The organism is Halostagnicola alkaliphila (genome assembly GCF_055379965.1).
In genome coordinates, this window is record NZ_AP043826.1 from 929,547 (window position 1) to 955,469 (window position 25,923).

Sequence of the window (25,923 nt, forward strand, 5' to 3'; positions counted from 1 at the left end):
ACCTCTTTCCGACCAATTGAGCGAGTCGAGATCGCCGTACTAGTCGCTGAGCTCGTCGTTGCTCGAGTGTTCAAAAAATAAACCCGTCGGTAGAAGGGTTGTGAAAGTTAAAAATCCGGCTACTGAACGCGGACTCGTTTACAAACGAGTGACGTTGGTTGCGCGGGGGCCTTTCGGTGCTTGTTCGATGTCGAATTCGATGTCTGTGCCTTCTTCGAGGTCCGGGCCGCCAACGTCTTCCATGTGGAAGAACACGTCGTCGTCCGCGTCGTCTGTCTCGATGAAACCGTAGCCGCCTGTGTCGTTGAAGAAATCAACGTTGCCTTGCGCCATTACGATTATACCAAACCACACTATCCGTATAACAGTTGCGTTATAGTATTCCCTTTGAATCGGAGATGATTCCCTCTCAAAACCCGTAAAAACTCAAAAATGACTCGTCTCCCCTTCCATTCATGTACTATTTACTTTCTGATAGTAGTTCCTTCAGAAACCAGATTCTTACTCTCGAAACCTCCCTCGAGGCTCCTCCGTTCGCTGAAGATTCTTCCTCCGGTAATACTCCGGGAGGGATGAAGACCTCTCCACGTGCACACCGAATAGTATCGCTTAGGTAGCTTGACTGGATAGCCGACGAGCATGACAACGACTCGAGCCACCCCAACGATCGCACAGGTGGCACTGATCGGTCTCTTCGTCACCGCGCTCGTGACCGCGCAGTTGACCGCGTCGAAAATCCTCGCGTTCGAACTCCCGTTTGCCGTTCCGATTACGGGTGCCGAACTCTTGCTTCCTGGTGCGGCACTCGCCTACGCGTTGACGTTCCTCGCGAGCGATTGCTATGCCGAACTGTACGGCCGGAAAGCGGCACAGATCGTCGTCAACGTCGCGTTCGCGATGAACTTTGTCGTTCTTCTGCTCGTCTGGTCGACGATCGTCGCTCCAGCATCGGAAACCTCGCCCGTCGCCGCCGGCGAGTTCGCTGCGGTTCTCGGTCCCGCAGCCAATATCGTCGCGGGAAGCCTGCTCGCGTATCTCGTGAGCCAGAACTGGGACGTTATCGTCTTCCATCGGATTCGTGAGTACACCGACGGCGAACGCCTCTGGGTTCGAAACATCGGATCGACGGCGAGCAGTCAGGCGATCGACACCGTCATTTTCGTCTCGGTCGCCTTCGCGATCGCACCCCGTCTGTTCGGTGTTGGCGACGCTATTCCGCTCGAGGCCGTACTCGGTCTAATGGTCGGTCAGTACCTCCTCAAACTGGCGATTGCCGTCGTCGATACGCCGATCGTCTACGCTATCGTTGCGCTCGTCCGCTCGCGCGACGGTGATGGCGTCGAGGAACCGGCTTCGGCGTAACGCATCTGCTTTTCGGGATTCAGCTGAACCCTGCAAATGATTCGTCTCGAGTCGATCCGTACGATTTAGTGACTCCCGGTCAACGCACGGCTATGGACGAACGCATACGCGACCACGCCGAAGTGCTGGTCGATTGGAGTGCTCGAGTGGAGGCCGGGGACGACGTCATCGTCTCGGTCGGTTCCGAAGCCCACGACCTAGCCGTCGCGGTCGCGGAGAAGCTCGGAGAACGCGGCGCAAACCTGTGTACGACCTACAGCTCCGGTGAGGTAGACCGGGCGTATCTCCGCGCTCACGACGACGAGTTCGACGAGAATTCGGACCACGAACTGGCCCTGTTCGAAAACGCCGACGTTTACCTCTCGCTCGGCGGCGGTCGAAACACGAGTGCGACCGCGGACGTGCCCGGCGAAACGCATCAGGCTCACAGGCAGGCGCGACAGGACGTTCGGGAAGCGCGGTTCGACACTCGCTGGGTATCGACGGTTCATCCGACGCGGTCCCTCGCACAGCAGGCAAACATGTCCTACGAGGAGTACCAGGCGTTCGCATACGATGCGATCTGTCGGGACTGGGAGTCGCTGGCCGAGGAGATGGGCAACCTGAAGACGATTCTCGACGAGGGCGAGGAAGTCCGACTCGTCTCGAGTGGCACCGATCTCACGATGAATATCGACGATCGGACGGCGGTCAACAGCGCGGCGTCGGTTGCCTACGACTCGCACAACCTTCCCAGCGGCGAGGTGTTTACGGCACCCTACGCCACTACGGGGGAGGTAACGTTCGACGTTCCGATGACGCTTCGGGGGGAACCGGTTCGAAACGTTCGCTTCGAGTTTGCAGACGGCGAAGTCGCCGATTACGACGCCGAGCAAGGCGAAGGCGTTCTCGGCGACATCCTCGAGACCGACGAGGGGGCCCGTCGTCTGGGCGAACTCGGAATCGGGATGAACCGCGGCATCGACCGGTATACGGATAATATCCTCTTCGACGAGAAGATGGGCGAAACCGTCCACCTCGCCGTCGGGCGAGCTTACGATGCGTGCCTTCCGGACGGAGAGTCCGGTAACGAGTCCGCTGTCCACGTCGACCTGATTACCGATGTCAGTGAGGACTCGAGACTCGAGGTCGACGGGGAGGTCGTTCAGCGAAACGGGCGGTTCCGATGGGAAGACGGGTTTTCCGGCTAACGGGTTTCGGCTATGCGAGTCTGTACGGCGTTCGATTTGAGAGCCGTGTTCCGTTGTGGCGTCGGTTAGACCGCTCCTACTGTGGCCCCGTCCTGACATCCTCCCCGTCCGCGAAAAGCGGAGCTTTTCGGTTGTGGTTCGAGACCTCCGGTCTCGCGGACAGCGAGGGATCTTCGATCCCTCGAGCAGTCGGCGTAAAGCGCCGACGACCTCGCGGAGCGAAGCTCCGCTCAGTCACGAGAGACGTGCGTCTCTCGAACGACAGCGAGAGCTTTGCTCTCGCCATGCCGCTGAAGCGCGAGGCGTTCCCCTCGATTCTCCGTAAGTCTCCCAATCGAGCGGTGTTGCCAACTGCGGTTCACTGGTGCTCCAACCGTGTTTGTGGGGGTCTAACTACGTTTAGCCGCGGCCAACTATCTGGAAGTACCGAGAAATGACCTCATAGTAATATTCGATCGTCGCTTCTCACGGAGTACCGCCCGACCGGTGGCGGCCAGTAACCGGTGGGACGGCCGTACAGTCGTCTCTTCCCGCGTTCGACAGTTGTCTACCCGCCTTGCCGGAGGCGGTACATATCCGGCAGTACCCCTTCTGTGGATTGCATCCGGATGTCGACGGCGAGCGCTCTCTTACGCTCGAGTGGAGCATGTTGCGACCCGAGCGGCGGCTCTCGAGCGAACCGCTCGGCGGGGATCGTCGGTCTCCTCGCTCGTCTGTATCCGCCTGTCGTTGGATTCGAGTCCCGCATCGTTATCGGTATCTGGAACCAACAACGGAACAGGGACGAATATGCGAGAGTCACTCCGTGCCGGGATCGCCATCTACAACGACGGCGAGTTTCACGCCGCACACGACGCCTGGGAAGCACACTGGCTCGACCTCGAGTCCGGGACCGAGGACGAGCAACTGCTTCACGGATTGATTCAGTTCACCGCGGCGGTCCATCACGCCTATAACGGGAACTGGAAGGGATGTATCGGGGTAGCGCGGAGTGCAAACGAGTACCTCGAGTCGCTCACGGGGGAGTATCGCGGCGTCGCTCTGGAGGAACTTCGACCGTTTCTCGACGATCTCGCCGCGGATCCGGAGCTCATCGAGCGGCGACCGCCGCTAGATATCGTCCACGCGGACTCCGTTCCTCGAGTTGCCGACCTCGAGCCCGGAGAACTCGCTATCGCGGCACCCGTGCTGGCCGAAGAGTGGGGGTACGACGAGGCGATTCTCGAGCAGGCGAGTTCGTACGCGGTGACTGATCTCGAGCGGGGCCGTGACGACAGCCGATTCATCTCCCTGGTGTACGATTTCGTTCGCGAGGACGAGAACAGGGGTATCATCTTCCGGCGGCTCTCCGGACACGTGGAGCGTAGAGCGGCGAAAGAATCCGATGTCGAAGGACTGTTCTGAGCCCGAATCCGTCTTGCGCTGTTGGTTGAGTCCGTCTGGAGCCGTCGACTACTCTTCCGCCTCGACGTCCTCGCTCATCCATCGAATCGTCTCCTCGAGCATCTCCTGCAACGCCCGAGCATCCTCGAGTGTGAGTGCGACGTCCGCGTGACCCGTGGCGTGGTCGCCCGCCATCGCGTCGACCGTAACCAGGAGACAGCCGTCATCTGCTGGCCGGACCGCGATGTCGGCGCGATCGGGGTGTTCCCGGGGTCCGCCGATCTCGAGGTCGTATTCGCCGCGTGTGACGCCGAGTTGTACGCGACCGGGATTCGACAGATCGAACGAATCCGTTGAATCGCCGTCGTCGTTCATGGTCGGCACTTTGCGTTCTCGAGGCATAGCTGTATGCGTCGACTGTGTGTTCTGAAAATCCATGACCGTAACTCGTCGGGGTCGAGATAAGCGTCGTTCTGCGGGTCGAGCAGTCATCTTTCTCGAGTTGCTCTCCCTTTCGAAACTACCCGTTTATCAACGCCTTCCTTCTCGAGTTCGTCTCCGTCTATAGGTGGAGCAGGCCGGGGCGGTTCACTTGTGTTCGGCGGAGTTGTCCTGTGGCTCGTAGTCGAGGACCTCTCGAGCGCGCTCGAGCGAGTAGTATTTGCGATCGTTGTCGGAGATGCCGTAGACGATTTCGTAGTCGTAGTCGGCCTGAATACACCGATCGAAGAGGTGGGCGCAGTCGCGATAAGAGAGCCACATCGCCTGACCGCGCTCGTAGTCGATCGGCGGGTGCCCTTCGGTGAGGTTCCCGATGCGAACCGAGACGACGGAGAGGTCGTGTTCATCGTGGTAGTATCGTCCGAGGGTCTCGCCGGCGGCTTTCGAAACCCCGTAGAGGTTGGTCGGGCGGGGGAGTTCCGTGCCGTCGAGCAGGAATCCGTCGTCCGGGCGGTACATATCTGGCGTCCGCTCGTCGGTCTCGTAGGCCCCGACGGCGTGGTTCGAAGAGGCGAAGACGACCTTTTCGACGCCAGTCTCGACGGCGGCTTCGTAGACCGTCCGCGTTCCGTCGATGTTGTTCGTCAGGACGCTGTTCCACGGCGCTTCCGGACGCGGGTCGCCGGCCAGGTGGACGACGACGTCTATCCCCTCCATCGCTTCGCGAACCGCTTCGTCGTCGGTGATGTCGGCGACGACGAACTCACCCGGGAGATCTTCGGTTGGCGGGTCGCGATCGAGCAAGCGCCACTCGTAGGCCTCGGCGAGGTCGCCGAGGATCGCCTGCCCGACGCGCCCCGATGCCCCCGTTAGCAGGACGGACTGTGCCATTCGTTTGGTGTGAAACACAGCGCCGATAAGTACCATGCGGTTCTGCTCGCGGCTCCCTCGTGTTGGTGACTGTCGAAACGCACCGTGTGCTCTCGAACGTGACCGGTTCAATTGCGTGGATGCCCACCGGAACGTCCTTCCTCCCGGCACTCGAGTGACGAGATATGACCGCTGATAACGAGACGAATTCGGGAGCCAGAGCTCCGATCGACACCGAGGCCGCCTGTTTCGAAGCGGGCATCAAGTTCGGGTCGTTGTACCACCAGTTCGCCGGAACGCCGGTGTCGCCCGACAGCGCACCGAGTCTCGCGCGGGCGATGGAGGAGTCGATCGAAAACCAACCGCACTGCCGAGCGGTAACCGTCGACGTCCAGACCGAAGCGCTCGAGGAAGAACTCGACGAATCAACCGCGGACTACACCGAACTGACGGGGCGCTTTCTCGAGGTCGAAATCGTCGTCGACTACGAAGGCTGTGTGGTCGTGACCCGCATGGAGATGGAAGACGGCTATCCGTTGATGGCACTCGAGTCGGTTCGAGAACGCTGAGAGGGGGAGGTATCGGTCGGATGGCTTTCACCGTGGAAGGATACGACGTTCGTTTCGAATTTCGGTTGCTATTTCGGCAGTATCGGATTTCTTTCTCCGATCTTCACTTTCACTTTCGGGCTACCTTTTAACCCCGGTGGTCGCAAACGTGGTGGCATGAGCCAAGCCTCGCTCGACGACGACGAACTGTTCGGCGAAGCCGCGACCGAAATGCGCGACGACGTTGAAGCCTCCCTCGAGGAAGCCTGGGCCGCCCTGCCCGACGCCGACGACGTCTGGGAGAGCGACGCCGACAACGTTCTCGGCACGCTCAACGGACTCAAGTCCGCGCTCGACGCGGGCGACGCCGAGGATCACCTTCGCGACGCCAAAAAGTGGTTCACGATGGGCCAGCGCGCCGACGCCTTCGACGACGCCGACGACCTCGAGGAGGAGATTGCAGACGTCGAGTCGACAATCGAGGACATCTCGGAAGCGGGCGAACAGGTCGGCGAACTCACGTCGACGATCCCCGCCCTTCGGAGTCGTTTAGAGAGTGCGGGCGATGACGCGGAAGAGGACGCCGAAGACTGATACGGATTACTGTATCGATTTACCGGCGCAACCGCAGGACTGGACACGGTTGCGCCGGAAATGACTTACAGTAAACCGTATGAAGCGCCAATCAGGGCAGAACACTGAATCCAGCGCGACTTCTCCGAATCGGTTGCTTCGAACGCTTAGTTCGTCGACTGAAGCGACCGGTTTTCGGGACGCGATACGTCCCGCTCGTCGACCGCCTCGAGCAGGCGTTCGAGGCTCGATCCCGCGAGTTCGAGCAGTTCCGTCCCCAGTTGCTCGTTGGCCTCGCCGGGGTCGCCGACGACCCCGTTTTCGCTGAACTCCGCGGAGTCGTGAGCCAGATTCGTGTGGCTCACCCACTCACCCCAGGATTCGGCGGCCTCGACTCGAGCCTCTTCGAGCCGATCGTCGCGGACGAGTTCTGGGGCGATGTGAGACAACAGTGCCGTCTCGAGCGGTCCCCCGTGGCCCATCTTGCTGGCGTGCTCGCCGACGGACTCGAACCAGGTGAACGAGACGGCGTAGGCGTCCTCGTTCCGTGAAATGTCGCTCGCGACTTCTCTGAGCGCGTCGACGTTGCCGCCGTGGCCGTTGACGAAGACGACACGATCGAACCCGTGCGATGCCAGACTCGTCGCCGACTCGCGAACGTAGGCTCGGAACGTGTCCGGCGAGACCCACATCGTGCCCGAAAAGTGGCGGTGTTCTTCCGCGATTCCAACCGGAACCGGCGGGGCGAGGACGACCTCTCCGTCGAAGCGTTCGAGACCTGCCTCGGCGACCGACTCGGCCGTGATGAAATCGGTTCCCAGCGGTGCGTGCGGGCCGTGCTGTTCCGTGCTCCCGACCGGGATGATCGCGAGGTCCGTCTCGCACTCGGCGAGATCCGTCCAGGTGGCCGACCTGAGTTTCATGCTCGTCTCGAGGAGCGGTCGACCCTTGTATGCACCGCCCGATTAGCGCCATCGACACCGCTCAAACCGCCGCGAGCGTAGCGAATTCCGCATCGAGCTGGCAGGCCAAAACGGTTTCCGAATGTACGGCGTATATTCACGCTATGACTGACGATAACCGCGAACTCGGCGTCGAACTGGGCGATCTCGGCGATCAGCTCGAGGACCGCGAGTACCCGGTCAGCCAGGACGAACTTCTCGAAGAGCATGGCGACGCGGAACTCGATATGAGCGAAGAGACTGCGACGTTAGCAGAGATTCTCGAGCCGCTCAACGAAGACGAGTACGAATCCGCCAACGAGGTCGAGCAGGCGATCATGAACATGGTCGGCGACGAAGCGATCGGGCGCAAGAACTACAGCGACCGAACGCCGCCCGCGCCGGGAGAGGATCGACAGGACGAGGGCGGCCCGGATCAGGAGGGCCAGCAAGGACAGGAATCGTTCTGAACACCGCTTTCGAGGGTCGTCGTGGCCTATAAGAGTCGTGAGCGCTGGCCGTGACCTCCGTGAGGTCGTCGCGAAAACGTGTTTTTGTCGCCCGATTCAGTTCCTTCTCGTGCTTCGGACTCAATCGTCGGTATTCTGCGCTTGCGTTCGAGCGGTCCGACGCTGGGCGCGTTCGATGAACTCCTGTGGGAGTTCGTCGATTTCGCCGGCCTGAACGCCCCAGAGGTGAGCGTACAGTCCATCGTTCTCGAGCAGTTCTCCGTGGGTGCCGCGTTCGATGATCTGTCCGCCCTCGAGAACGACGATCTTGTCGGCGTCTTTGATCGTCGAGAGGCGGTGTGCGATGGCGAACGTGGTTCGGTCTTCGGTGAGTTCGTCGATCGATCGCTGGATCAGCATCTCCGTCTCGGTGTCGACGTCGCTCGTCGCCTCGTCCAGAATGAGAATATCCGGATCTTTCAGCACCGCGCGGGCGATGGCGACTCGTTGGCGCTGACCGCCGGAGAGCTTGACGCCGCGTTCGCCGACCATCGTGTCGTAGCCCTCGGGTAAGTTCTGGATGAACTCGTGAGCCTCTGCGGCTTTCGCGGCCTCGACGATCTCCTCCCGGTCGGCGTCGAAGGTGCCGTAGGTGATGTTCTCCTCGACGGTGCCATAGAAGAGGAACGACTCCTGACCGACGTATCCCATGGACTGGCGAAGGCTCGCCAGCGAAGCCTCGCGGACGTCCTGTCCGTCGATTCGGATCTCTCCCTCATCGACATCGTAAAGCCGAAGTAACAGCTTCAGAACGGTAGATTTCCCGGCCCCCGTCGGACCGACGAGCGCGACCGTTTCGCCGCCCGGAACCTCGAAGGAGATGTCGTCGATAATCTGTTCGTTGTCCGGCGTCTGACCGGTTTCTTCGACCTGTTCAGTCCGTTCGCTCGACTCGGTTTGCTCCGGGGCGTCGTCCTCGTAACTGAAGCTGACGTGGTCGTACTCGACGCGTCCCTCGCTGACGTCGAGTTCGGTCGCGTCGTCGTCGCGTTCGATCCGCCCCTGCTCGTCCATCAGCCCGAAGATGCGCTCGCTCGAGGCCTCGGCGCGCTGGTACATGTTGATGACCTGTCCGAACTGGGCCATCGGCCAGACGAGTTGCTGAGTGTACATGATGAAGACGACGAACGTCCCGATTTCGAGAGTCCCGGTGAACGGTCCGGGTGCGCTGCCCATGAACACCCAGTAGCCGCCGACCACGAACGTGAGGACGAACCCGATACCCGAGATGAGTTGCAGTCCGGGGAAGAACTTGATCCGCAGCCAAATGGCTCCCCAGTTGGTGTCGTAGTACTTCCGCGAAACGTCGTTGACGCGGTCGGATTCGTACCCTTCCGTGTTCGAGGATTTGATCACGTTGATACCGCCGAGGTTGTTCTCGAGTCGAGAGTTTACCTTCCCGACCGACGAACGGACGGCGGCGTACTTCGGCTGGATCTTCTTGACGAAGACGTAGGTGAAGACGGCGATCAATGGGACGGGTGCTAACGAAACCAGCGCCAGCTGCGGGTTGAGCCAGAACAGTAAGAACGTGATCCCGACGACCATCACGATCAGCCGAGTGGCCGAGTTCATGCCCTCGTTCAGAAACCGCTCGAGCTGGTTCACGTCGTTCGAGAGGACCGACATCATCTCGCCGGTCTGCTTGTTCGCGAAGAACTCCATATCCAACCGTTGCATCTTGTCGTAGGTCGCGGTTCGCACGTCGTGTTGGACGTCCTGCGAGAAGGAGTTGAATCCCCAGTTTCGAAGCCAGTGGAACATTGCCCCCAGTGCAAACGAGCCGGCGATTACTGCGACGACGAACACGAACTGTTCGTACTCCCCCGTCGGAAGCCACCCCTCCGGCAGGACGACGAGCGGGATCTGCTCGTGAAACGCCTGCTCGCCGAAGATCGAGTCTATCGCGACCGCAAGAAGCAACGCTGGGAGCAGATCGAGCGCCCGTGCGAACACGCTCGAGATGAGACCGACCGTCATCGAGAACCAGTACGGACGGCCGAAGTCGAAGAGCAACCGTCGCATGGGACTGTCGGCTTGCTCCCGTTGTTCTTCGAAGGGATCGTCGTCCTCCCAGTCGACACTGCTCATTGAATTCGCTGAATGGTCCGCCGGCAATAAGCGTTACCTACGAATCGAAACACCAGTTACCGAGACGGACCGATCATCTGGACGTTCTCGGCTCACTCGTACGCGATATCGACGTCGTCGCCGACATCGATTCCGTGTTCGTCCGCGTACCCGCTTCGAACCTCGAGGACCCACTGAGCCTGACCCGAATACTCGAGATCCTCACCGTCTTCGTCGGCCTCCGGCGCTCGCGCCTCGTGGATCGTCGTAACCACGCCGTCGTCGTCGACGAAGATGATATCGATATCGAAATCCATCTCTCGCATCACGTAGGTTCGGTCGCCCTCGCGTTCGTGCACGAACAGCATTCCGTCGTCGCCCTCGAGCGAATCGTGGTCGCTGAGCCCAGTGTAGCGCTCCTCCCAGGTGTCTGCGACCTCGGCGTCGACGGTCGCTCGCGGCTCGCCACTCTCGTCGGTGATCGTCACCGTCGCGTGATCGCTCGCCCAGGGAACGGCGAGGATTCCGATCTGGACGAGGACGAATCCGACGACGAGTGCGAGCGCGACCACCAGAAGGAGTCGCGACGCACGATCCGTATCCATCACTGTCCTTTGCGCGACGAGAAAGTAAAGGTTATTCGCACGGACCGGTTTCGAGTACGTACGGGCTCGTGGTCTAGCTGGTTATGACGCGGCCTTTACAAGGCCGAGGTCGGTGGTTCGAACCCGCCCGAGCCCACTTCCTGCTGCGAGCAACTTCGCGAGCAGCAGGTATGTGGAACGAGGGCGGTTCGAACCAGACCAGTCGCAGCGGGCGAACGAAGTGAGCCCGAACGTCTGGGCGAGGTTCGAACCCGCCCGAGCCCACTACGATTTTGCGACGAACAGACGTGGGCGACAGCATCGCGTTGGTCGAACCCGCCCGAGACCTCATCCAATACAGCCATCACAATGGAGGTGTCAGTTGAGTCCACTAGAGGCGACCTCTAGACGGCTTTGGGACGGGACAGACCTTCCGGTCGTACGCCCAGCTTATCCTCTACGAACTGGGAGAGTATCTCGGCTACTCACCGCCACCACTGCTAGAGCGTCTGGTCGAAGATGCTCAGAAAATCATACGCAACGACCGATCCTCCAAGAGAGGCTCGCTACCCCAATCCAACCGACTGCTGAGGCTTAGCTAAAGACCAATGGTTGGAGAAGTAACCTTACTATACGTTCTAGATAGAGTGAACAATCGGCGCTGGTCACTGTGCTCAGGATACTCAAGAACAATAGCACTATTTATATGACACTGAGGTAACATACTGGTCATGACATCCCACGCGTTCATAGGAATCGAGGTCCTGATATTTACAGGGATTGTTCTAATTAACCTTGCTATTATTTACTTCCTATACAAAATATTTGAGCATGTGTCTTCTCTCTCCAGTTAGTGATATCAATCATGCACTCGAGAAATATAGGATCTTCGTCGGCATACGCAAAAGCGTGCACGACTTTCGTGCTGACTTCCGTACGGGACGCTCTCGGAACCTGTTGGCGCCGCAGAAGTCACGATCGAGTGTCGAGCAAGAACTGAATATCGACAACCTCGAGACCGGTCTCTGTTAGAGGAGTCTTAGCGTGGCAACTGCTCGAACTTCGGTTCGAAGGTGGACGGGGCCGGAGCTTGCGGCCGGTGGATCTACAAATTTCGGCGAACGGCGTGACAAATGTGGCAAACCAAAGACATGTAATACAATCCGTAGCACGAGTAGTCAGTGCTTGAGCCTGGCGACGTTCTCTCGGATTTGGGTAATAAGTCCATCTTCCGCTTCGGCCTGGAGCGCCGCGTTGAGGGTCGAATTTTCGGGTTCGTCTTTGACCACGAGTCGAAGGTACGTCTCGAGTTGCTCGAAGTTGTCGTCGAGGACGACCGTGTGGTTGCTCTCGTCGTGGTCGACGACGCCTGCATCGTCGAGTTTCGGAACGTGGCACTGCACGGACGAGACGTAGACGCTCTTGTACTGGTTTTTCGCGACCTCGTCTGGCGGAAGGTCGTGTTCCCAGCCGGCGACCTGTTCGGCGAGTCTGGAGAGTTCGATAGGGTCTTCCCGTCCACGGAGCGCGTAGAGAAGATATCGACGTCGGCGATTTGCCAACAGCTCCAGTATGGTGTCTGCAGACAGGTCGGTGTCTTCTTGGTTCGTGGTAAGGCCCTCCATAACAAGATATTACCACCCAGTCCGGAAAAGGGTGTCTTGAATATCTAAAAATCCGACAGACAGCGACCTGATTGACTGCTTCTCGAGGACGTTCAATCAATGGCTACTATCGGATCGAACTACCACCTGATGGAATTGAATGTCGCACCGTAACACGGCAGACGGGATTCGAAATCCTTTTTTGTACCATCGACGGAGTGTGAGTCGGGCCGCCTTAGCTCAGACTGGGAGAGCACTCGACTGAAGATCGAGCTGTCCCCGGTTCAAATCCGGGAGGCGGCATACTTTTGCGGCGAGCAACACTGCGAGCCGCAAATATGCATTCTGATCGGATTTGAACGAGACCAGAAAGGCGCAGCGAAGCGAGCATTTCTGGGCGTAGTTCACAATCCGGGAGGCGGCACTTCTCGCGGCGAACAAATTCATGAGCCGCGGGTGTGCGATCCAAGCAATTTGAATTAGACCGAACTTCTGCGAGCGAAGTCGTTCGAAACGGCGAGCTGTTTCGTGATGACGAGAGAGCTGGGCGCGCTCTCTCTCGGACCACAAGCAGGTTCTCGGGCGTCGGTCACAATCCGGGAGGCAGATCCCGATTCGACATGGTTCCCGTTAGAAACCTGTCCGCTCGAGTAAAACCCGAGCACTTGGCGTTGAGTCCAGCGAAACGAGCGAGACGTTCACCTTTTGGAAGCGGTACCAGCGTTTTCTCTCGAGCCTGTACTCGATCGTTCTCACGTCGATGCGTCGGTGACAGGTACCGCTTCACGGGCTGTGACTGTCGCTCTGGAGTAGTCACTGAGAGACGAACAACGGGAGGAGTCGAAGCGAAACCGGTCTCTCTTTGACTCGATACGGTGGCGAAATTCGTATCAACAAATCTGGCGGTATGGGCGGGTTTGATGGAGTGATTCGACGTTATTCCGCATTGCATGACATCTGTTTCCATGAAGGATGTTAGCAAGTACTTCGACGGGGGAAACACCGTCGCGAACTATCGCCTCAACCTCGACGTTGCCGACGGCGAGTTCCTCGTCATGTTGGGGCCCTCGGGCTGTGGCAAGACGACGGCACTTCGTCTCATCGCGGGGCTCGAGGAGCCGTCGGACGGCGAGATATACTTCGGCGAGGAGCGGGTCAACAGCCGCTCACCCAGCGATCGAAACGTCGCGATGGTCTTCCAAAATTACGCACTGTACCCCCACTTGACGGTCGCACAGAACATCGGCTATCCGTTGAAAGTCCGCGGGATACCGCCCGACGATCGAGACCGGAAGGTCGAGGAGATCACGGAGCTGCTCCACATCGAAGATCAGGTCGACAAGAAACCGGGGGCGTTGAGCGGTGGGCAACGACAACGGGTGGCGCTCGCGCGCGCTATCGTCAGGGAGCCGTCGGTATTTCTCTTAGACGAGCCGCTGTCGAACTTAGACGCCAAGCTCCGCCAGGAGATGCGCATCGAGTTGAAGCGTCTCCAGAACGAGCTCGAGATCACGACGATCTACGTGACCCACAACCAGGAGGAGGCGATGAGCATGGCCGACACGGTCGTGGTCATGAATCAGGGAACGATTCAGCAGATTGCACCGCCTCAGGAGCTATACGAACGACCTCGAACGGCGTGGGTTGCCCGGTTTATCGGATCGCCGCCGATGAATTTGTTCCAGGGGACCCGCCGCAACGGATCGATCGACCTTGGCGAGGCAGGTACCGTCGAACTGGACGGCGTGATGGATGCCGATGAAGCGGTTGTGGAAACGGCTAGTCAGGACGACGCGAGTGCGGCCAGCGTGCTGGCGAACAGCGCTCGGGGTGATGTCGCAGTCGGCATTCGACCGGAGGACCTGACCCTTTCGACTACGCAACCGTCGTCGGGAAACGTAATCGAAGGGACGGTAGACACTATCGAACCGATGGGCGAGTACATCCTCGTCAACATTTCCGTCAACGACCAAATCGTGAACGCAAAGGTGTCGGAGTGGACCGTCTCGACGGATGAGCGAGTCTACCTGACCTTTGAGGACGACGACGCCTACCTGTACGACGACAACGGCGAGTTGGTGGGCTGAACCAGGATCAGAAGTCACAGACCATGAGCTTACGAGATCACATCGACGGCTTCACTGGCGATCACGAGCTGGGCGAGGACCTGACTGTCGACCGCGAGAAGGCGATTGCCATCGCGGTGTTTCTCGTTCCCGGGTTGACCCTCTTCGCGATCTTCTCCGTCGGCCCGATCGTCTACTCGGCGATCGGGAGTTTCTACGCCTGGGATACCTTCACGATGCAGGACTTCGTCGGGCTGGACAACTGGATCCGGTCACTTACCGATCCGCTCATCATCCACTGGCCCAATATACGGGAGTTTCAGTACCCGATGGGCGCGCTCACCCACAATCTCCTCTGGGTCGTCGTTCACGTGCCTGCGAGTACGTTCCTCGGTCTCGCACTGGCATTGCTGTTCGCCGATTTGAAAGGGCGCCGGATCCTCCGCTCGATGGTTTTCGCGGGCTTTACCGTCCCGCCGATAGTCATCGGGCTGGTCCTCATGTTCGTCTACGATCCCCAGGCCGGGATCTTCAACGAGTTGCTCCGGGTACTCGATCAGGAGCAGTGGGTCCGCAACTGGACGCAGTCGCCCCAGGTGGCGATCTACGCCCTCATCGCAGGCGGAATCTGGGTCCATACCGGATTCAGCATGTTGTTGTACAGTTCGGCGCTTTCTGCTATCGATCCGTCCCTGATCGAGTCGGCCAAAGTCGACGGTGCCGGCCCGTGGCGACGGTTCTGGGACATCATCTGGCCGCTGGTCAAGCCGGTGACCGCCGTGGTCGTCATCATGGGGATCATCTGGGTGATGCGAATGTTCGACATCGTCTACGCCGCCGGAGGCGCTGCAGGCGGACCGAACCACGCGTACTCGGTGCTGGGTATCGAGGTGTATCGGGCCGCATTCCGACCGGAGATCGACTACGGGATGGCGATGGTGGTAGCGCTGATTCAACTGTTCATCGTCGCCCCGCTCGCGCTGTACATCGCTCGAATGAACTGATCACACATGGTTGAAGACAACGCACCCGATTCCCGGACCGATCGTGACGCGGACACCGAAGCGAAACCCGACGGCGGACGGTACCTGTCGGTCGAGGAGATACCGGAAACGGCGCCAACGGCCGACCTCACGTGGCAAGAGCGGATCGCAAACGCCGTTCCGTCGAAGCGTCGAGGGCTCAAGTACGTCGTCGCGATCACCATCGCTCTCCTCTGGATCGTCCCCTTCGTCGGCCTGTTCATGGCGTCGATCCGCCCGCTTTCGGAGATCATCGGCGGCTGGTGGCATCTCGAGGGAATGACGATCACGTTCGAGAACTATTATCAGGCGTGGAATCACTCGACCGCACCGATGAGCGTGGCGCTTCGCAACACGTTCCTCGTGACGATCCCGGCTGTGTTGGTCGTAATGTTACTCGGGGTGATGGCGGCGTATCCCTTTGCTCGATTCGAATTCCCGCTGAAGACGACGCTGTTCTTCCTGATACTGCTAATCATGGCTGCACCACCGGAGCTCGTCGCGATGGGCAATTACAACGCCCTCCAGCGGTTCGGTCTGTTCGACACGTACATGGGGTTGATCCTGATCCACATCGGCTGGGGGCTCGGGTGGGTCGTGCTGTTCCTGCGAAACTACTTGCTCGGCATCCCGAAAGAACTCGAGGAGGCCGCACGTATCGACGGGGCCTCACGATACCAGATCTTCAGGACGATTATTCTCCCGCTCTCGACGCCCGCGCTCGTTTCGGTAGCGGTCATCCAGTTCACCTGGGTCTGGAACGCCTTTTTCTTCCCGCTGGTGTTCATGCGCTCGCCCGAACTCTACCTCGCGCCGCAGGCGCTCCCGTTGATGCGCGGACGCGTTCAGGTCGAGTGGGGTATCATCGCCGCCGGATCGATCATGACGATGGCTGTACCGGTGATTCTATTCCTCTTGCTCGAGCGGTACTACAAGCGTGGAATGGTCGCTGCCGTCGCGGACTGAACGGCGACCCCATTCGATCGACTTTCTAAATCGGCGAGACGCCAATCACAGCGGTACGATCCCTGCCCGCGTCGCGCCAACGGTCGCGACGATCACGAGGAGGTTCGCGAGGAAGAACAGTCGCGACGACATCCAGGCGAACGACAGGAGGACTGCGATGGGGAGTGCAGCGATGATCGCCGGCCAGAATCCGCGAATCGCGAGCGTGGCGAAAAACGCCATCGTGAACACGTACAGGACGTCGACGGCGACGGCGTTAGCGCTACTTCGTCGAATCTCCTGACCGACGACAACGAGCGACTCGAAAACGCCGCCGTCGCCGTCGCTATCGCCGCTGCCAACGCCGATATCGCTACCCGTGCCACCGTTTCCGTCGCCGTCATCATCGTCGCTAACTGCAGCCACGTTGCTATTGGTCCCCGACAGTTTCCTGTAACACGCCGTCGAGCGATTCCACGATCGGCTCGATATCCTGATCCGGTTCCGCCCAGAGGCCGAGCAGCTGCGACCAGAACTCCGCCTGGAACGGGTCGCCCAGCGCGTCGTCTAGGTCGGGCACGAGCTCGACCTCGTCCGTATGCTCCGAGATTTCCTGCATCACCTCGAGGTCGAAGGCGTCGTCCGGAACGTCGAGGGCGGTGGGGATGAAGCCCCCGCGTTCGGTCCAGACCTCTTGTCCGTCAGGCGAGATAGTCGCCTCGACCGCGTCCCGCGCCACATCGACATCCGGTGCGTACGTCGGGACGGTAAACCAGTTGATGCTCGTCACCATCGCCTCCGTGCCCGGAAGCATGAAGTAATCCAGGTCTTCGGGATCCTCGATCGCGCCGAACGCCGGCGTCCACGACCCCATGAAGTAAAGTGGCGTCTCGTTCTCCCAGAAGAACTCGTACTGGATTCCGAAATCCCGAACCTCGCTGAAGTAGCCCGCCTGCAGCAGTTCCTGCAGTTCCTCGAAGGCGGTGACGACGCGGTCGTCGGTGAACTCGGCGTCGCCGTCGATGAGATCCTGCTGGAGCTGGGCTCCGTCGTCCTGCCGAAGGATGAACGCTTCCGTCACGTCGCTCAGTGGCCAGCCGTCGCCGTTGCCCGAGGCCAGCGGCGCTTCGACGCCGTCGATGCCGTCTATTTCGTCGAGCAGACCGAGGAACGCGTCGTAGTCGTCCGGTTCTTCTAAGCCGTGCTCGTCGAAAAACGACGGTCGGTACCAGAACCCGGGTTTGATGTCTCCGCCGAACGGAGCGCCGTAGACCTCGCCGTCGACTTCCACCGTCGCGTGGTCAGTGGTGTACTCGTCTTCGTCCCACAGGTCGCCCAGCGGCTCGAGGTGGCCCGCTTCTCCGTCTCTTCGAACCCGCCCTTCGGTCGGCAACACGACGATGTCCGCCGGCGCGATCCCCGTCTCGTAGTCTATCAAGGTCTCCGTCAGGATGGTCTCGGTGTCTCGCGGCTCGTACGTGATGTCGAGCCCGGTTTCCCCTTCGACGTAGTCGACCACGGCGAGAAAGTCTTCCTCCTCGTCGTCGGTCCAGACGGCGGTTACCGTAATCGCTTCCTGTGCGCTCGCCTCGCCAACGCTTCCTAGTCCAACCAGTACGACGGCTCCGCCGCCCATACCGCGGAGTACTCTGCGGCGGTCGACATATATGGTATTGTCTCCCATAGGGGTTGTAGACCGATCGTAATCTTAATAGTTTTCCACATGTTGGTGTAATTACCCTTGGGTGAACAATCGATTTCGAATACAGGTTGCTTGGCCGAGTGTTATGGTATCATCACTTCCCTCTTCACCTCACTAGGGGCTACGATACCGTGTCGAATCGATCACCACTGACGGACGTAAGGCGGTTGTTCTTCAGGGACTACTCGAGAAGATCGCCAATTAGCACAATCATCAGTCAAACGACCACTCTTCGCAGAGACGCGGTTGTTACTCTCGCCTAGTAGAGACGTGAACATGGCACGAAAAAAGTCGATACGAACTCGCGGAAACGGAGTTAGTTACCGCTAGCAGTCTTCGTCGTCTTCGTCGGCATCGCTGACAGCGCCGTCATCAGCGGTGGTGTCGTCGCTGTCGTCTTCGGTTGTGTCATCGTCTTCGGTTGTGTCATCGTCGGCGTCGACAGCATCGTCGCTGGTGTCGTCGGACGCATTGTCGTCATCGCTCGTCACGTCCTCGTCTTCAGAACTGTCTTCGGCGTCTTCATCGCTGTCTGAGATGTCGTCGGCACCCTCGTCGCTATCGGTGACGTTGTCGGCACCCTCGTCGCTATCGGTGACGTTGTCAGCGTCGTCGCCATCTGAGACATTGTCGGCGTCCTCGGAGACGTTGTCAGCGTCGTCGCCATCTGAGACATTGTCGGCGTCCTCGTCCTCGGAGACGTTGTCAGCGTCCTCGTCGTCACTGTCGCTGACGGTCTCGGAGCTTTCTTCGCTATCGTCGAAGATGGTATCTGAGTCGGAGCTGCTATCGTCGGTAGCGTTGTCGTCATCGCCCAGCACGTCTCGTTCTTCGGGACAGTCTCCGCTCATGTACTCGTCGCTGTCGATGCCGCTGCTGAAGGCGTCGTCAGCGTCGTCGTCTTCGTCGGTAGCGTTGTCGGACGTCTCTTCGGCACCGTCGTCATCGCTTTCGTTTGCTTCTTCCTCGTCTACCTCTTCGCCGTCTTCGATGGTTTCACCGTCCTCATCGAAGTCTTCGTTCGTATCCGTTGCAATAACACCGGCACCGCTAACCACTGCCAGCGCCATCATCAGCGTCATCGTAATCGCAATCGCACGTGTTGATATATTTACCATTTTGTTGACCTTGGTTGTGTACACCTGCGAGTGAACTGCCGACTGCCAGTGGGTGTACATTCGTCTTCGAAGAGAGAGCGGGCTGTAACTATCTGTCAGATAAGTCGCTTTCCGTTCATCAAACGCTGTTTCTCACTTGCTCCGTATCAATTATCGAGAGACATACATTGTTCAGGATATTGCAACGGTCAAAGCGCTCGAGGAACGATGCCCTATACGCGCTGTTTCGTGTGAACGTTTCAAATACGTTCAATAGCGGCTCTCAACGCTGCCAACCCGATTTAGGGGGCAGTCGATTGAGTTTCGAGACCGGAACCGGTCCGGCGGCACAACCCGACTACTACCACTGAGATGACTCATAGTTCTTGGCTGGAAACGATTCTCGTCCACTGCTGCCATCCCAAACTGGGCTCAAACTGTGGTCCAGACCGGTTCGATTCCCAATCGATGGTGCGCTCAACAACGATTGGCTGACACGACAAACGAATCTCGGAAATCGAGTTCAGTGGAGTGGCTCGTTCGATCACGGTTTGGTGAACGTTATCATAGTAAGGGGTCAGCAGTATACCCATTCAGTGCCAGATGACACTAATGAACGTTGATACCTTCGGTTCTTCAAAAACTTCGGAACTCGTTCAGGCCGATTCACGGAATCATGGCGATCGCGTTCGCTAATGCGATTCTTGCCGGCCTATTCATCACCGGGTAGGTGGGTCTCGTCTCATTCGTTGCGCTGCTCAATTTCACTGCCGGACTGTGGGTCGCTCACTCGATCCACTCGCTCGGCAACGTCGCGACCGACGACGAGTACAACGGGATCATCAACGAGGTACTCGACATCGGAGACAACGAATCCAGCGACGGGATCGACTCCGGTCGGATCGGCCGGGTTTTAGCGCTTATCGCGGCCGTAACCGCAGTTTCGCTTTTGACCTCGGCACAGGTCCTCTCGGGAGCGATCCTTTCGGTCGCCGTCGTCGCAGTCGGGGCAGTTGCGCTCGTAACGGCTCTCGTCGGATTCCTGATTGCACTCGGTGACTCCGACGACGAATCCCAGCGACGGACGATTGCGGCGGTCGAACGGAATCGGGAGCGGACCAACCGATGAACAGACCGAGTCATAGGCGATGTCTGCTCTCAGAGCCAGACGTTCCACCGACCTGTGATCTGGTATCGGGCTCGTTCTCGCTACGGCGTGCTACTCGAGTCGAGTTAGTTTGGAGACAGACACGCTACGAGTTGGTCGGCGACCAGACGGTCGTCTCGAGAGGTAATCTGTCATCCAGAAGATGGGGATACGCAGGCAGGAAGATGCTTTGTGCATACCGCGATGATGATGTGGCTTCCTGCCGTATCTTTCTATACTAACCCGGCGCTCATATCGGTGTTCCCAAACTGCTTTGGGACTCGTACTCGGATCTGATTGGGAATCGAACAGATCACGACAAATTCTCGAGGTCCCAGCCGACGAACTCCCGTTCGGTTTCGACCTCGAGCGCCTCGAGCACGTGCGCGAGCCCGAGGTAATTCCCTGCGAGTACTCCGATGCCTAAGATCACCTCGTCGGCGTAGTGAGTCGCGACCTTCTCGTGGGTGGGGTCCTCGACCTGTCCGTCGACGAACTGTTCGACGTACTCGACGAGCGCGCCGTGTCCGTCCTCGAGCGCGTCGTGACGCCCGCGCGAAACGGCGAGTATCGTTTCGGGCGACATTCCTTCGTCAAGAGCGACTCGGACGTGCTGGTGCCACTCGTAGGCGGATTCGGTCTGTGCCGCCGTCGTCAGAATAACGAGTTCCCGCTCGTGGGGGGTGAGACCGCTCTGGTGCCAGACGGTCGAGAGGTACTCGCGGAAACCTTCGAGGAGGTCGACGTTTCTTCCCAGCGTTCGGTAAACGTTCAACGTTCCCCCCGAAAGGGAGTGATCCGCCTCGGCGTCCGAATTCGAGAACGTCTCGAGTAGCGATCGTTTCTCAGCTGGAAACTCGTCGGGGTCGACCGGGTCGAATCGCGTCATACCGGTCACACTCGGTCATCGGACAAATACGCGGTGGTCGGTTAGGAGGTGGCCGGTCAGGCGGTGGTCGGTTCGACTCGAGGCTCGGTCTGCCAACTCGTCAACTGTGGGGAACCGCCGCCGCATTTCTTTAAGTGCTTCTCGTCATAAGGTGAAGATACGAACGGCGTTCCTCCTTCGTTTTCGTTTTATCGTTGAACTAGACTCTCCTTCGTGCGGTCGATATGTCCACTGTACGACGGTCGTATAGTCTCGGAGACCGAGGAACGTCCCCGAACTCGAGGAATCCGTCGACGATGATCCCTGCGATTCGATAGTAACGATAGTAACGGATGTACTGTTACCGTCGTGTGTCTCCAGTCATTTCTCGATGGGAAATCAGCCAGGGAGTGAGTATCACATTTCAGTTCCGTTCGCCTCGAGACGGACTCGAGCCGTTCTGGAAGCGCTACTGGTTACCGTTCTCTGGTCGTCCTCGTACGTTCTGATCACGATCGGCCTCGAAGAGATTCCGGCGGTGACCTTTGCAGGGTTGCGCTACGGTATTGCAGCGATCGTCTTGTTTCCGTTCTTTCTACGCGGGGGCGGATATCAGTCCGTTCGTGCTCTCGAACGGAGGGATGTCGGTGTACTTCTGGTTCTCGGCATCTTTATGTACGCCGTCACGCAGGGTGCACAGTTCGTTGCCCTCCAGTATCTGAACGCAGCGACCGTCAGCCTCCTTTTGACGTTCACGCCCGTCGTCGTCGCTCTCCTGAGTGTCCCGTTCCTTGGCGAGCGAACCTCGAGTCAGCAGTGGTTGTGGCTGTGCCTGTTATTCGTCGGCGTTGCGTTCTATTTCTGGCCGTTCGCGTTCGAAACGCTCACGTTGGTCGGTCTGGGTATCATGGTGGTCGGTCTCTTTTCGAACTCGATTGCGGCAATCCTCGGCCGAGACGCAAACCGGGACGGGGGGCTCTCGGCGCTCGCCGTCACAACCGTCAGTATGGGTTTCGGGGCGGGGATCCTTCTCGGAACCGGCGTCGTCGTGCAGGGACTCCCGCCCTTGAGTTTCCACAATTGGCTCATCGTTCTGTGGCTCGCCGTCATCAATACGGCGTTCGCGTTCACGCTCTGGAACCGAACGCTTCAGACCCTCTCTGCGACGGAATCGAGCGTAATCGCGAACACGATGCTCGCACAGATCGCCGTTTTCGGGTGGATATTTCTCGACGAGACGCTCACGCTGACGGATAGTATCGGATTGGGCGTCGTGATGATCGGCGCGTTGCTCGTGCAATTGGCGGACTAACAGTAACGGGTATCCGATACTATACGCATCCTCGACCGTAACTACGACCATGAGTCACGACTCACCCGTCCGCAGCCGAGTTCACGTCGTCCCGATCGGGTTCGAGTATGCACGGTTGAAAGAGCCCATTATTCGGTGGAACGCCGATATCGTCGTCCCGGTAGAATATCCGGGAAGCGATCACGAGATTGCGTTTATTCAGGCGTTTATAGAGGAGTTGGCGGAAAACGACCGACTCGAGGTCGACCGACGAACGTGCGACATCTTCGATCTGTACGACACGCTCGGGACGATTTCGAAGGCGATTACGGATTACTCCGAAGCGGAGGTGTTCGTTAATCTCTCCGGCGGGAGCAAGATCACCGCCGTCGCGGGAATGATCGCCTGCATGGCCACCGGGGCACGGCCGATTTACGCTCGGCCGTCGTACGAACCGGAGGCGGAGAAGTTTCCCGACGAGCCGCTTCACGACGAGGTCGACGAAATCTTCGAACTGCCACAGTATCCCATCGATCGACCGTCGGACGTTCATCTCGCTTTCTTGGAGTATATCGACACGAACACGACCGAAGACGCCAACGGACGCTATCGAGGCGTCAACAAAGGGGAACTCATCGAATTTGCGCTGGCTCTCGAGTTCCCGTTCATCGCCGAATCCGAAGCGACGACGCGGAAAGGCTACTACAGACTTCTGGACCGTCACGTGGTAGACCCGCTTCTGGCCCAGGAGTATCTCACTCTCGAGAAGATCGGCCGGAAGAAGTACGCGACGCTATCGGACGGCGGACGGAACGTTCTTCGAGCGTTTCGATTTCGCATTGCGCACCTTCGTATCGAGTAGCGCCCAGAAGTGGGCGGACGAGTACGCATTCTTCGAGAGTCGTTTGCTGTCCACCCGAGCGAGCGCGAGTTCCTTTAAGTGCTTCTCGTCACAAAGTGAAGATACGAGGAGCTTTTCACGGATCTCAATCCTCGAGCAGTTGCGCTATGGAGCCGCTTTACCGTCTTCGAACAATTGTCAGTGGTTCATCCAACACGGGTGACGTGTTCGCCGATTCGAGCGAGGGTTTTTCCCTCTCTACGTGTGAGCCACGAACGAGATGCACGAAGGTGACTCCGGGACGCGCCTCGAGCAGGCCGGGTCCGTCGAGCACGCCCCACAACGCCACCTCGAGAGCCGCGCCGGTGCGGGGTCGGTTTCTCGAGCGGCCCTCCAGCGCGACGCGTCGGTGCGCCAGTGGGGCGTCGTCACGCCGAGTGCGACCGTCATCGGCCGCGCGGAGTCTCCCGAAGCGGAGCTCTCGGATCGCGTTCGTCGACTCCACGACGAACAACACGGAGCGACGCCCGGATACAGCGAACGCGCCCACCGCCTCGATCGACTGCGGACGACGCAGGCGCTGTGTAACGCCCTCGAGGTGACGCCGTGGCAGCGAGACCTCGCGCTCGGCGTGATGGACGAAATCGACCTGACGGAGTTCGGCAGCCAGCGCGCGATCCCGAAGGTCGCACTCGTCACCATTCGCCACGTCGTCGACCTCGACCGCCAGGCCTATTTCGGACTGGACGACCTCGACGCGTCGGAGCTCTCGGCCGAACGGATGGACGAACTGTTCGGCCAGTATCGCGCTCACGACATCACCGACGAATCGACGTTCGAGCGTCTGGCCGCCGAACACGGCCTCGATACGACCAGTCTCAACCGGCTTCGCCGGGTTCTCAAGAGCCAGCTCGAGGGGGATCTTCCAGCCTACGGTCGAAACCCGTGGCGGGACCCGAACCTACCCGAAACGACTTCGGACGCCGACGAGCCGGGCGAGCCGGCTGACGGCGACGACGGAACGGATCGATCGGCGGATACTGGCGAATCGATCGACCCAAGCGATCCTGACTCCGATCGAGATTGATGCGTTTTGTGTACCGCCACTGGTAAGACTGCTGCGTTGTTTCTCGCGACGCCGAACGGTTTCCTCCCCGCCACCGGAGTTCCAGTTGTTGACTTCTCTTCCGCTCGAGCGGTTTTGGAACACGGAAACCACAACCGAACCGGCTCCGAGAGCTATCGACTTTTCCGTGGCGGGTCGCTAACAACGGATATGTCCGACACTGCGGATCGAGTGACCGTCTACTCCGATTACGTCTGCCCGTTCTGTTATCTCGGGAAGGCTTCCCTCGAGCGGTACCGCGAGCGCCGCGAGGCTCCACTCGAGATCGAGTGGCATCCGTTCGACCTCCGCCGGGACAAACGCAACCCCGACGGCTCGATCGATCACTCGGCCGACGACGGGAAGGACGACGCGTACTTCGAACAGGCCAAACAGAACGTTCGGCGGCTTCAGGACGAGTACGACGTCGAGATGGCACAGGAACTCGCGATCGAAGTCGACTCGCTGCCGGCACAGATGGCGTCGTGGTACGTCCAGGAGGAGTACCCCGAGCAGTGGGAGGCGTTCGATCGGGCCGTCTTCGACGCGCTCTGGAAGGACGAACGCGACATCGGCGACGTAACCGTTCTCGCGGCCCTCGCAGAAGACGTCGACCTCCCTCCCGACGAAATTCGTGCCGCGGTCGACGACGACGAACTGGGGGCCGAACTCGAGGATCGGTTCGACCAGGCGTACCAGCAACGGATCACCGGCGTTCCGACGTTCGTCGCCGACGGAAACGCGGCGAGCGGTGCGCTTCCGCCGGAACGCCTCGCTCAACTCGTCGAAGAAACGTAACTAGTTATCCAGTTTCCGGAACTCCCTGCTACCCGAGCTTCTCGAGTGCTTCGAAGAAGTTCACGGGCGGGCCAGCGAGCGTCACCGGATCGTCGGCGGTGGTCACCGTAACCGACGCCGGCGGCTCGAGTTGTTGTCTGTTGCGCCCGTCGCTGATCGCGTAGGCCGTCTCGGCGTCGCGAACGGTGAGCGTGAGTTCGCTCGTGTTATCGATCACCAGCGGCGGCATCGGCTCGGTCGCGGCCATCTGGGTGACGACGAGGGCGTCGACCGACGGCCGAATCAGGGGCCCGCCCTCGCTCAGGTTGTAGGCGGTCGACCCCGTCGGGGTCGCGACGAGGACGCCGTCGGCGTGGCTTCGGGCGTACTGCTCCCCGTCGACGCGAATATCGATCGTCGCCCCGCCGCCGTTCCCTCGTTTCGGGCCGTGAACCACCACTTCGTTGAGCGCCGGCTCGAGCGTCCATCCCTCGCCGCTGGCTCGGAGCCGTTTCACGTCCCGACCGTTGACCGATTCCGTCTCCTGGCGCTCGGCGACGAGAGATGTAACCGCTTCGACCGCGTTCTCCGGGGGAACGGCGTTGAGAAAGCCGACCTCGCCGAGGTTGACGCCGACGATGGGTGCGCCACCGGCTTCGCGGGCGACGAACAGGAGCGTTCCGTCGCCGCCGATGCTGACGACCAGATCGAACGCGTTCATCTCCGCGACTGCCACGCAGTTTTCGTCGATCGCCTGCCCAGTTTCGTCGTCGACGACGACGCGGACGTCGTCGCTCTCGAGCGCCTCGACGAGCTGTGCCGCGAGCGACTGCGCTCGGTCGTTATCCCGCTGGGCGACGATCCCGACCGCGACTTCGTCCTCGACCTCCATTGTAGCCGGCTATCCGCCCCGTGGTCAAAAACCCACTCGTTCCGCCTCGAGTCGGGGAGGACGAACTGGCCGTCAGCGGCGACTGGCGTCTCGAT

General features: G+C 59.6%; 26 protein-coding genes, 2 tRNA genes and 1 pseudogene. 17 read left to right on the plus strand and 12 right to left on the minus strand.

The window, feature by feature from the left end; all coding sequences use genetic code 11:
- Positions 1-138 precede the first annotated feature (138 nt).
- Entirely contained in the window at positions 139-333 is a 195-nt protein-coding gene (locus ACZ5C7_RS09715) for a cold-shock protein (protein WP_283834922.1), read from the minus strand.
- 306 nt (positions 334-639) lie between these two features.
- On the opposite strand from ACZ5C7_RS09715, the gene ACZ5C7_RS09720 reads away from it, so the two are divergent.
- The 3 genes from ACZ5C7_RS09720 (at position 640) to ACZ5C7_RS09730 (ending at position 3,956) form a co-directional block, all read left to right on the plus strand.
- The gene (locus ACZ5C7_RS09720) at positions 640-1,362 is read left to right on the plus strand and encodes a queuosine precursor transporter (protein ID WP_464376117.1); all 723 of its coding nucleotides are present in this window, start codon (positions 640-642) and stop codon (positions 1,360-1,362) included.
- Between the two features lie 92 nt (positions 1,363-1,454).
- Positions 1,455-2,552 carry an aminopeptidase gene (locus tag ACZ5C7_RS09725; RefSeq protein WP_464376118.1) on the plus strand — a complete coding sequence of 366 codons (1,098 nt, stop codon included), beginning with the start codon at positions 1,455-1,457 and terminating at the stop codon, positions 2,550-2,552.
- A gap of 789 nt (positions 2,553-3,341) precedes the next feature.
- Positions 3,342-3,956, plus strand: coding sequence for a DUF309 domain-containing protein (locus ACZ5C7_RS09730; RefSeq protein WP_464376119.1), 615 nt, complete (start codon positions 3,342-3,344; stop codon positions 3,954-3,956).
- Positions 3,957-4,004: 48 nt separating this feature from the next.
- Here the strand turns inward: ACZ5C7_RS09730 and ACZ5C7_RS09735 are convergent, their stop codons facing one another.
- Both ACZ5C7_RS09735 and azf read right to left on the minus strand, forming a co-directional pair.
- Positions 4,005-4,310, minus strand: coding sequence for a hypothetical protein (locus tag ACZ5C7_RS09735; protein ID WP_464376120.1), 306 nt, complete (start codon positions 4,308-4,310; stop codon positions 4,005-4,007).
- Positions 4,311-4,523: 213 nt separating this feature from the next.
- Positions 4,524-5,267: an NAD-dependent glucose-6-phosphate dehydrogenase Azf gene (azf, locus tag ACZ5C7_RS09740; protein WP_464376121.1), complete on the minus strand. Its 744-nt coding sequence runs from the start codon at positions 5,265-5,267 to the stop codon at positions 4,524-4,526.
- Between the two features lie 164 nt (positions 5,268-5,431).
- Between azf and ACZ5C7_RS09745 the strand changes: the two genes are divergently transcribed.
- Both ACZ5C7_RS09745 and ACZ5C7_RS09750 read left to right on the plus strand, forming a co-directional pair.
- Positions 5,432-5,815: a dihydroneopterin aldolase family protein gene (locus ACZ5C7_RS09745; protein ID WP_464376122.1), complete on the plus strand. Its 384-nt coding sequence runs from the start codon at positions 5,432-5,434 to the stop codon at positions 5,813-5,815.
- Between the two features lie 156 nt (positions 5,816-5,971).
- Entirely contained in the window at positions 5,972-6,388 is a 417-nt protein-coding gene (locus tag ACZ5C7_RS09750) for a DUF5790 family protein (RefSeq protein WP_464376123.1), read from the plus strand.
- A 146-nt stretch (positions 6,389-6,534) separates the two neighbouring features.
- Here the strand turns inward: ACZ5C7_RS09750 and ACZ5C7_RS09755 are convergent, their stop codons facing one another.
- Positions 6,535-7,290 carry a creatininase family protein gene (locus ACZ5C7_RS09755; protein ID WP_464376124.1) on the minus strand — a complete coding sequence of 252 codons (756 nt, stop codon included), beginning with the start codon at positions 7,288-7,290 and terminating at the stop codon, positions 6,535-6,537.
- Positions 7,291-7,433: 143 nt separating this feature from the next.
- On the opposite strand from ACZ5C7_RS09755, the gene ACZ5C7_RS09760 reads away from it, so the two are divergent.
- Complete coding sequence (locus tag ACZ5C7_RS09760) at positions 7,434-7,778, plus strand: DUF5789 family protein (protein ID WP_464376125.1); 345 nt, start codon at positions 7,434-7,436, stop codon at positions 7,776-7,778.
- Between the two features lie 120 nt (positions 7,779-7,898).
- Here the strand turns inward: ACZ5C7_RS09760 and ACZ5C7_RS09765 are convergent, their stop codons facing one another.
- Positions 7,899-9,908 carry an ABC transporter ATP-binding protein gene (locus ACZ5C7_RS09765; protein WP_464376126.1) on the minus strand — a complete coding sequence of 670 codons (2,010 nt, stop codon included), beginning with the start codon at positions 9,906-9,908 and terminating at the stop codon, positions 7,899-7,901.
- Between the two features lie 92 nt (positions 9,909-10,000).
- A complete protein-coding gene (locus ACZ5C7_RS09770) occupies positions 10,001-10,492 on the minus strand; it encodes a DUF192 domain-containing protein (RefSeq protein WP_464376127.1) in 492 nt (163 codons plus the stop codon).
- 62 nt (positions 10,493-10,554) lie between these two features.
- Here ACZ5C7_RS09770 and ACZ5C7_RS09775 point away from each other — a divergent pair.
- Together ACZ5C7_RS09775 and ACZ5C7_RS09780 are read left to right on the plus strand one after the other, a co-directional pair.
- Positions 10,555-10,628: transfer RNA gene (locus ACZ5C7_RS09775), tRNA-Val, on the plus strand.
- 271 nt (positions 10,629-10,899) lie between these two features.
- Positions 10,900-11,069, plus strand: a pseudogene (locus ACZ5C7_RS09780) (IS4 family transposase); the annotation flags it as partial.
- A gap of 580 nt (positions 11,070-11,649) precedes the next feature.
- Here ACZ5C7_RS09780 and ACZ5C7_RS09785 read toward each other — a convergent pair.
- The gene (locus ACZ5C7_RS09785) at positions 11,650-12,096 is read right to left on the minus strand and encodes a DUF7344 domain-containing protein (RefSeq protein WP_464376128.1); all 447 of its coding nucleotides are present in this window, start codon (positions 12,094-12,096) and stop codon (positions 11,650-11,652) included.
- Between the two features lie 208 nt (positions 12,097-12,304).
- On the opposite strand from ACZ5C7_RS09785, the gene ACZ5C7_RS09790 reads away from it, so the two are divergent.
- The 4 genes from ACZ5C7_RS09790 (at position 12,305) to ACZ5C7_RS09805 (ending at position 16,129) form a co-directional block, all read left to right on the plus strand.
- Positions 12,305-12,378, plus strand: a tRNA-Phe gene (locus ACZ5C7_RS09790).
- A gap of 662 nt (positions 12,379-13,040) precedes the next feature.
- Positions 13,041-14,162, plus strand: a complete 1,122-nt coding sequence (locus ACZ5C7_RS09795) for an ABC transporter ATP-binding protein (RefSeq protein ID WP_464376129.1) — start codon at positions 13,041-13,043, stop codon at positions 14,160-14,162.
- A 23-nt stretch (positions 14,163-14,185) separates the two neighbouring features.
- The gene (locus tag ACZ5C7_RS09800; protein ID WP_464376130.1) at positions 14,186-15,145 is read left to right on the plus strand and encodes a carbohydrate ABC transporter permease; all 960 of its coding nucleotides are present in this window, start codon (positions 14,186-14,188) and stop codon (positions 15,143-15,145) included.
- Positions 15,146-15,151: 6 nt separating this feature from the next.
- A complete protein-coding gene (locus tag ACZ5C7_RS09805) occupies positions 15,152-16,129 on the plus strand; it encodes a carbohydrate ABC transporter permease (RefSeq protein ID WP_464376131.1) in 978 nt (325 codons plus the stop codon).
- A 45-nt stretch (positions 16,130-16,174) separates the two neighbouring features.
- Here the strand turns inward: ACZ5C7_RS09805 and ACZ5C7_RS09810 are convergent, their stop codons facing one another.
- The 3 genes from ACZ5C7_RS09810 to ACZ5C7_RS09820 form a co-directional block, all read right to left on the minus strand.
- Positions 16,175-16,534 carry a hypothetical protein gene (locus ACZ5C7_RS09810; RefSeq protein ID WP_464376132.1) on the minus strand — a complete coding sequence of 120 codons (360 nt, stop codon included), beginning with the start codon at positions 16,532-16,534 and terminating at the stop codon, positions 16,175-16,177.
- 4 nt (positions 16,535-16,538) lie between these two features.
- A complete protein-coding gene (locus ACZ5C7_RS09815) occupies positions 16,539-17,792 on the minus strand; it encodes an ABC transporter substrate-binding protein (protein ID WP_464376133.1) in 1,254 nt (417 codons plus the stop codon).
- 344 nt (positions 17,793-18,136) lie between these two features.
- Entirely contained in the window at positions 18,137-18,892 is a 756-nt protein-coding gene (locus tag ACZ5C7_RS09820) for a hypothetical protein (protein ID WP_464376134.1), read from the minus strand.
- Between the two features lie 745 nt (positions 18,893-19,637).
- Here ACZ5C7_RS09820 and ACZ5C7_RS09825 point away from each other — a divergent pair.
- A complete protein-coding gene (locus ACZ5C7_RS09825; protein ID WP_464376135.1) occupies positions 19,638-20,036 on the plus strand; it encodes a hypothetical protein in 399 nt (132 codons plus the stop codon).
- A 331-nt stretch (positions 20,037-20,367) separates the two neighbouring features.
- On the opposite strand, the gene ACZ5C7_RS09830 is transcribed toward ACZ5C7_RS09825, so the two are convergent.
- Complete coding sequence (locus ACZ5C7_RS09830; RefSeq protein WP_464376136.1) at positions 20,368-20,943, minus strand: carboxymuconolactone decarboxylase family protein; 576 nt, start codon at positions 20,941-20,943, stop codon at positions 20,368-20,370.
- 370 nt (positions 20,944-21,313) lie between these two features.
- Here ACZ5C7_RS09830 and ACZ5C7_RS09835 point away from each other — a divergent pair, with 370 nt between their 5' ends.
- The 4 genes from ACZ5C7_RS09835 to ACZ5C7_RS09850 all read left to right on the plus strand — a co-directional run bounded on the left by ACZ5C7_RS09835 (position 21,314) and on the right by ACZ5C7_RS09850 (position 24,957).
- Positions 21,314-22,234: a DMT family transporter gene (locus ACZ5C7_RS09835; protein WP_464376137.1), complete on the plus strand. Its 921-nt coding sequence runs from the start codon at positions 21,314-21,316 to the stop codon at positions 22,232-22,234.
- Positions 22,235-22,283: 49 nt separating this feature from the next.
- Positions 22,284-23,075 (plus strand): HFX_2341 family transcriptional regulator domain-containing protein, encoded by a 792-nt coding sequence (locus ACZ5C7_RS09840; RefSeq protein ID WP_464376138.1) that lies wholly within the window; start codon positions 22,284-22,286, stop codon positions 23,073-23,075.
- A 259-nt stretch (positions 23,076-23,334) separates the two neighbouring features.
- Complete coding sequence (locus tag ACZ5C7_RS09845; RefSeq protein ID WP_464376139.1) at positions 23,335-24,141, plus strand: DNA-directed RNA polymerase subunit epsilon; 807 nt, start codon at positions 23,335-23,337, stop codon at positions 24,139-24,141.
- A 189-nt stretch (positions 24,142-24,330) separates the two neighbouring features.
- A complete protein-coding gene (locus tag ACZ5C7_RS09850; RefSeq protein ID WP_464376140.1) occupies positions 24,331-24,957 on the plus strand; it encodes a DsbA family oxidoreductase in 627 nt (208 codons plus the stop codon).
- A gap of 28 nt (positions 24,958-24,985) precedes the next feature.
- Here the strand turns inward: ACZ5C7_RS09850 and ACZ5C7_RS09855 are convergent, their stop codons facing one another.
- A complete protein-coding gene (locus tag ACZ5C7_RS09855; RefSeq protein ID WP_464376141.1) occupies positions 24,986-25,828 on the minus strand; it encodes an NAD(+)/NADH kinase in 843 nt (280 codons plus the stop codon).
- Positions 25,829-25,923 lie beyond the last annotated feature (95 nt).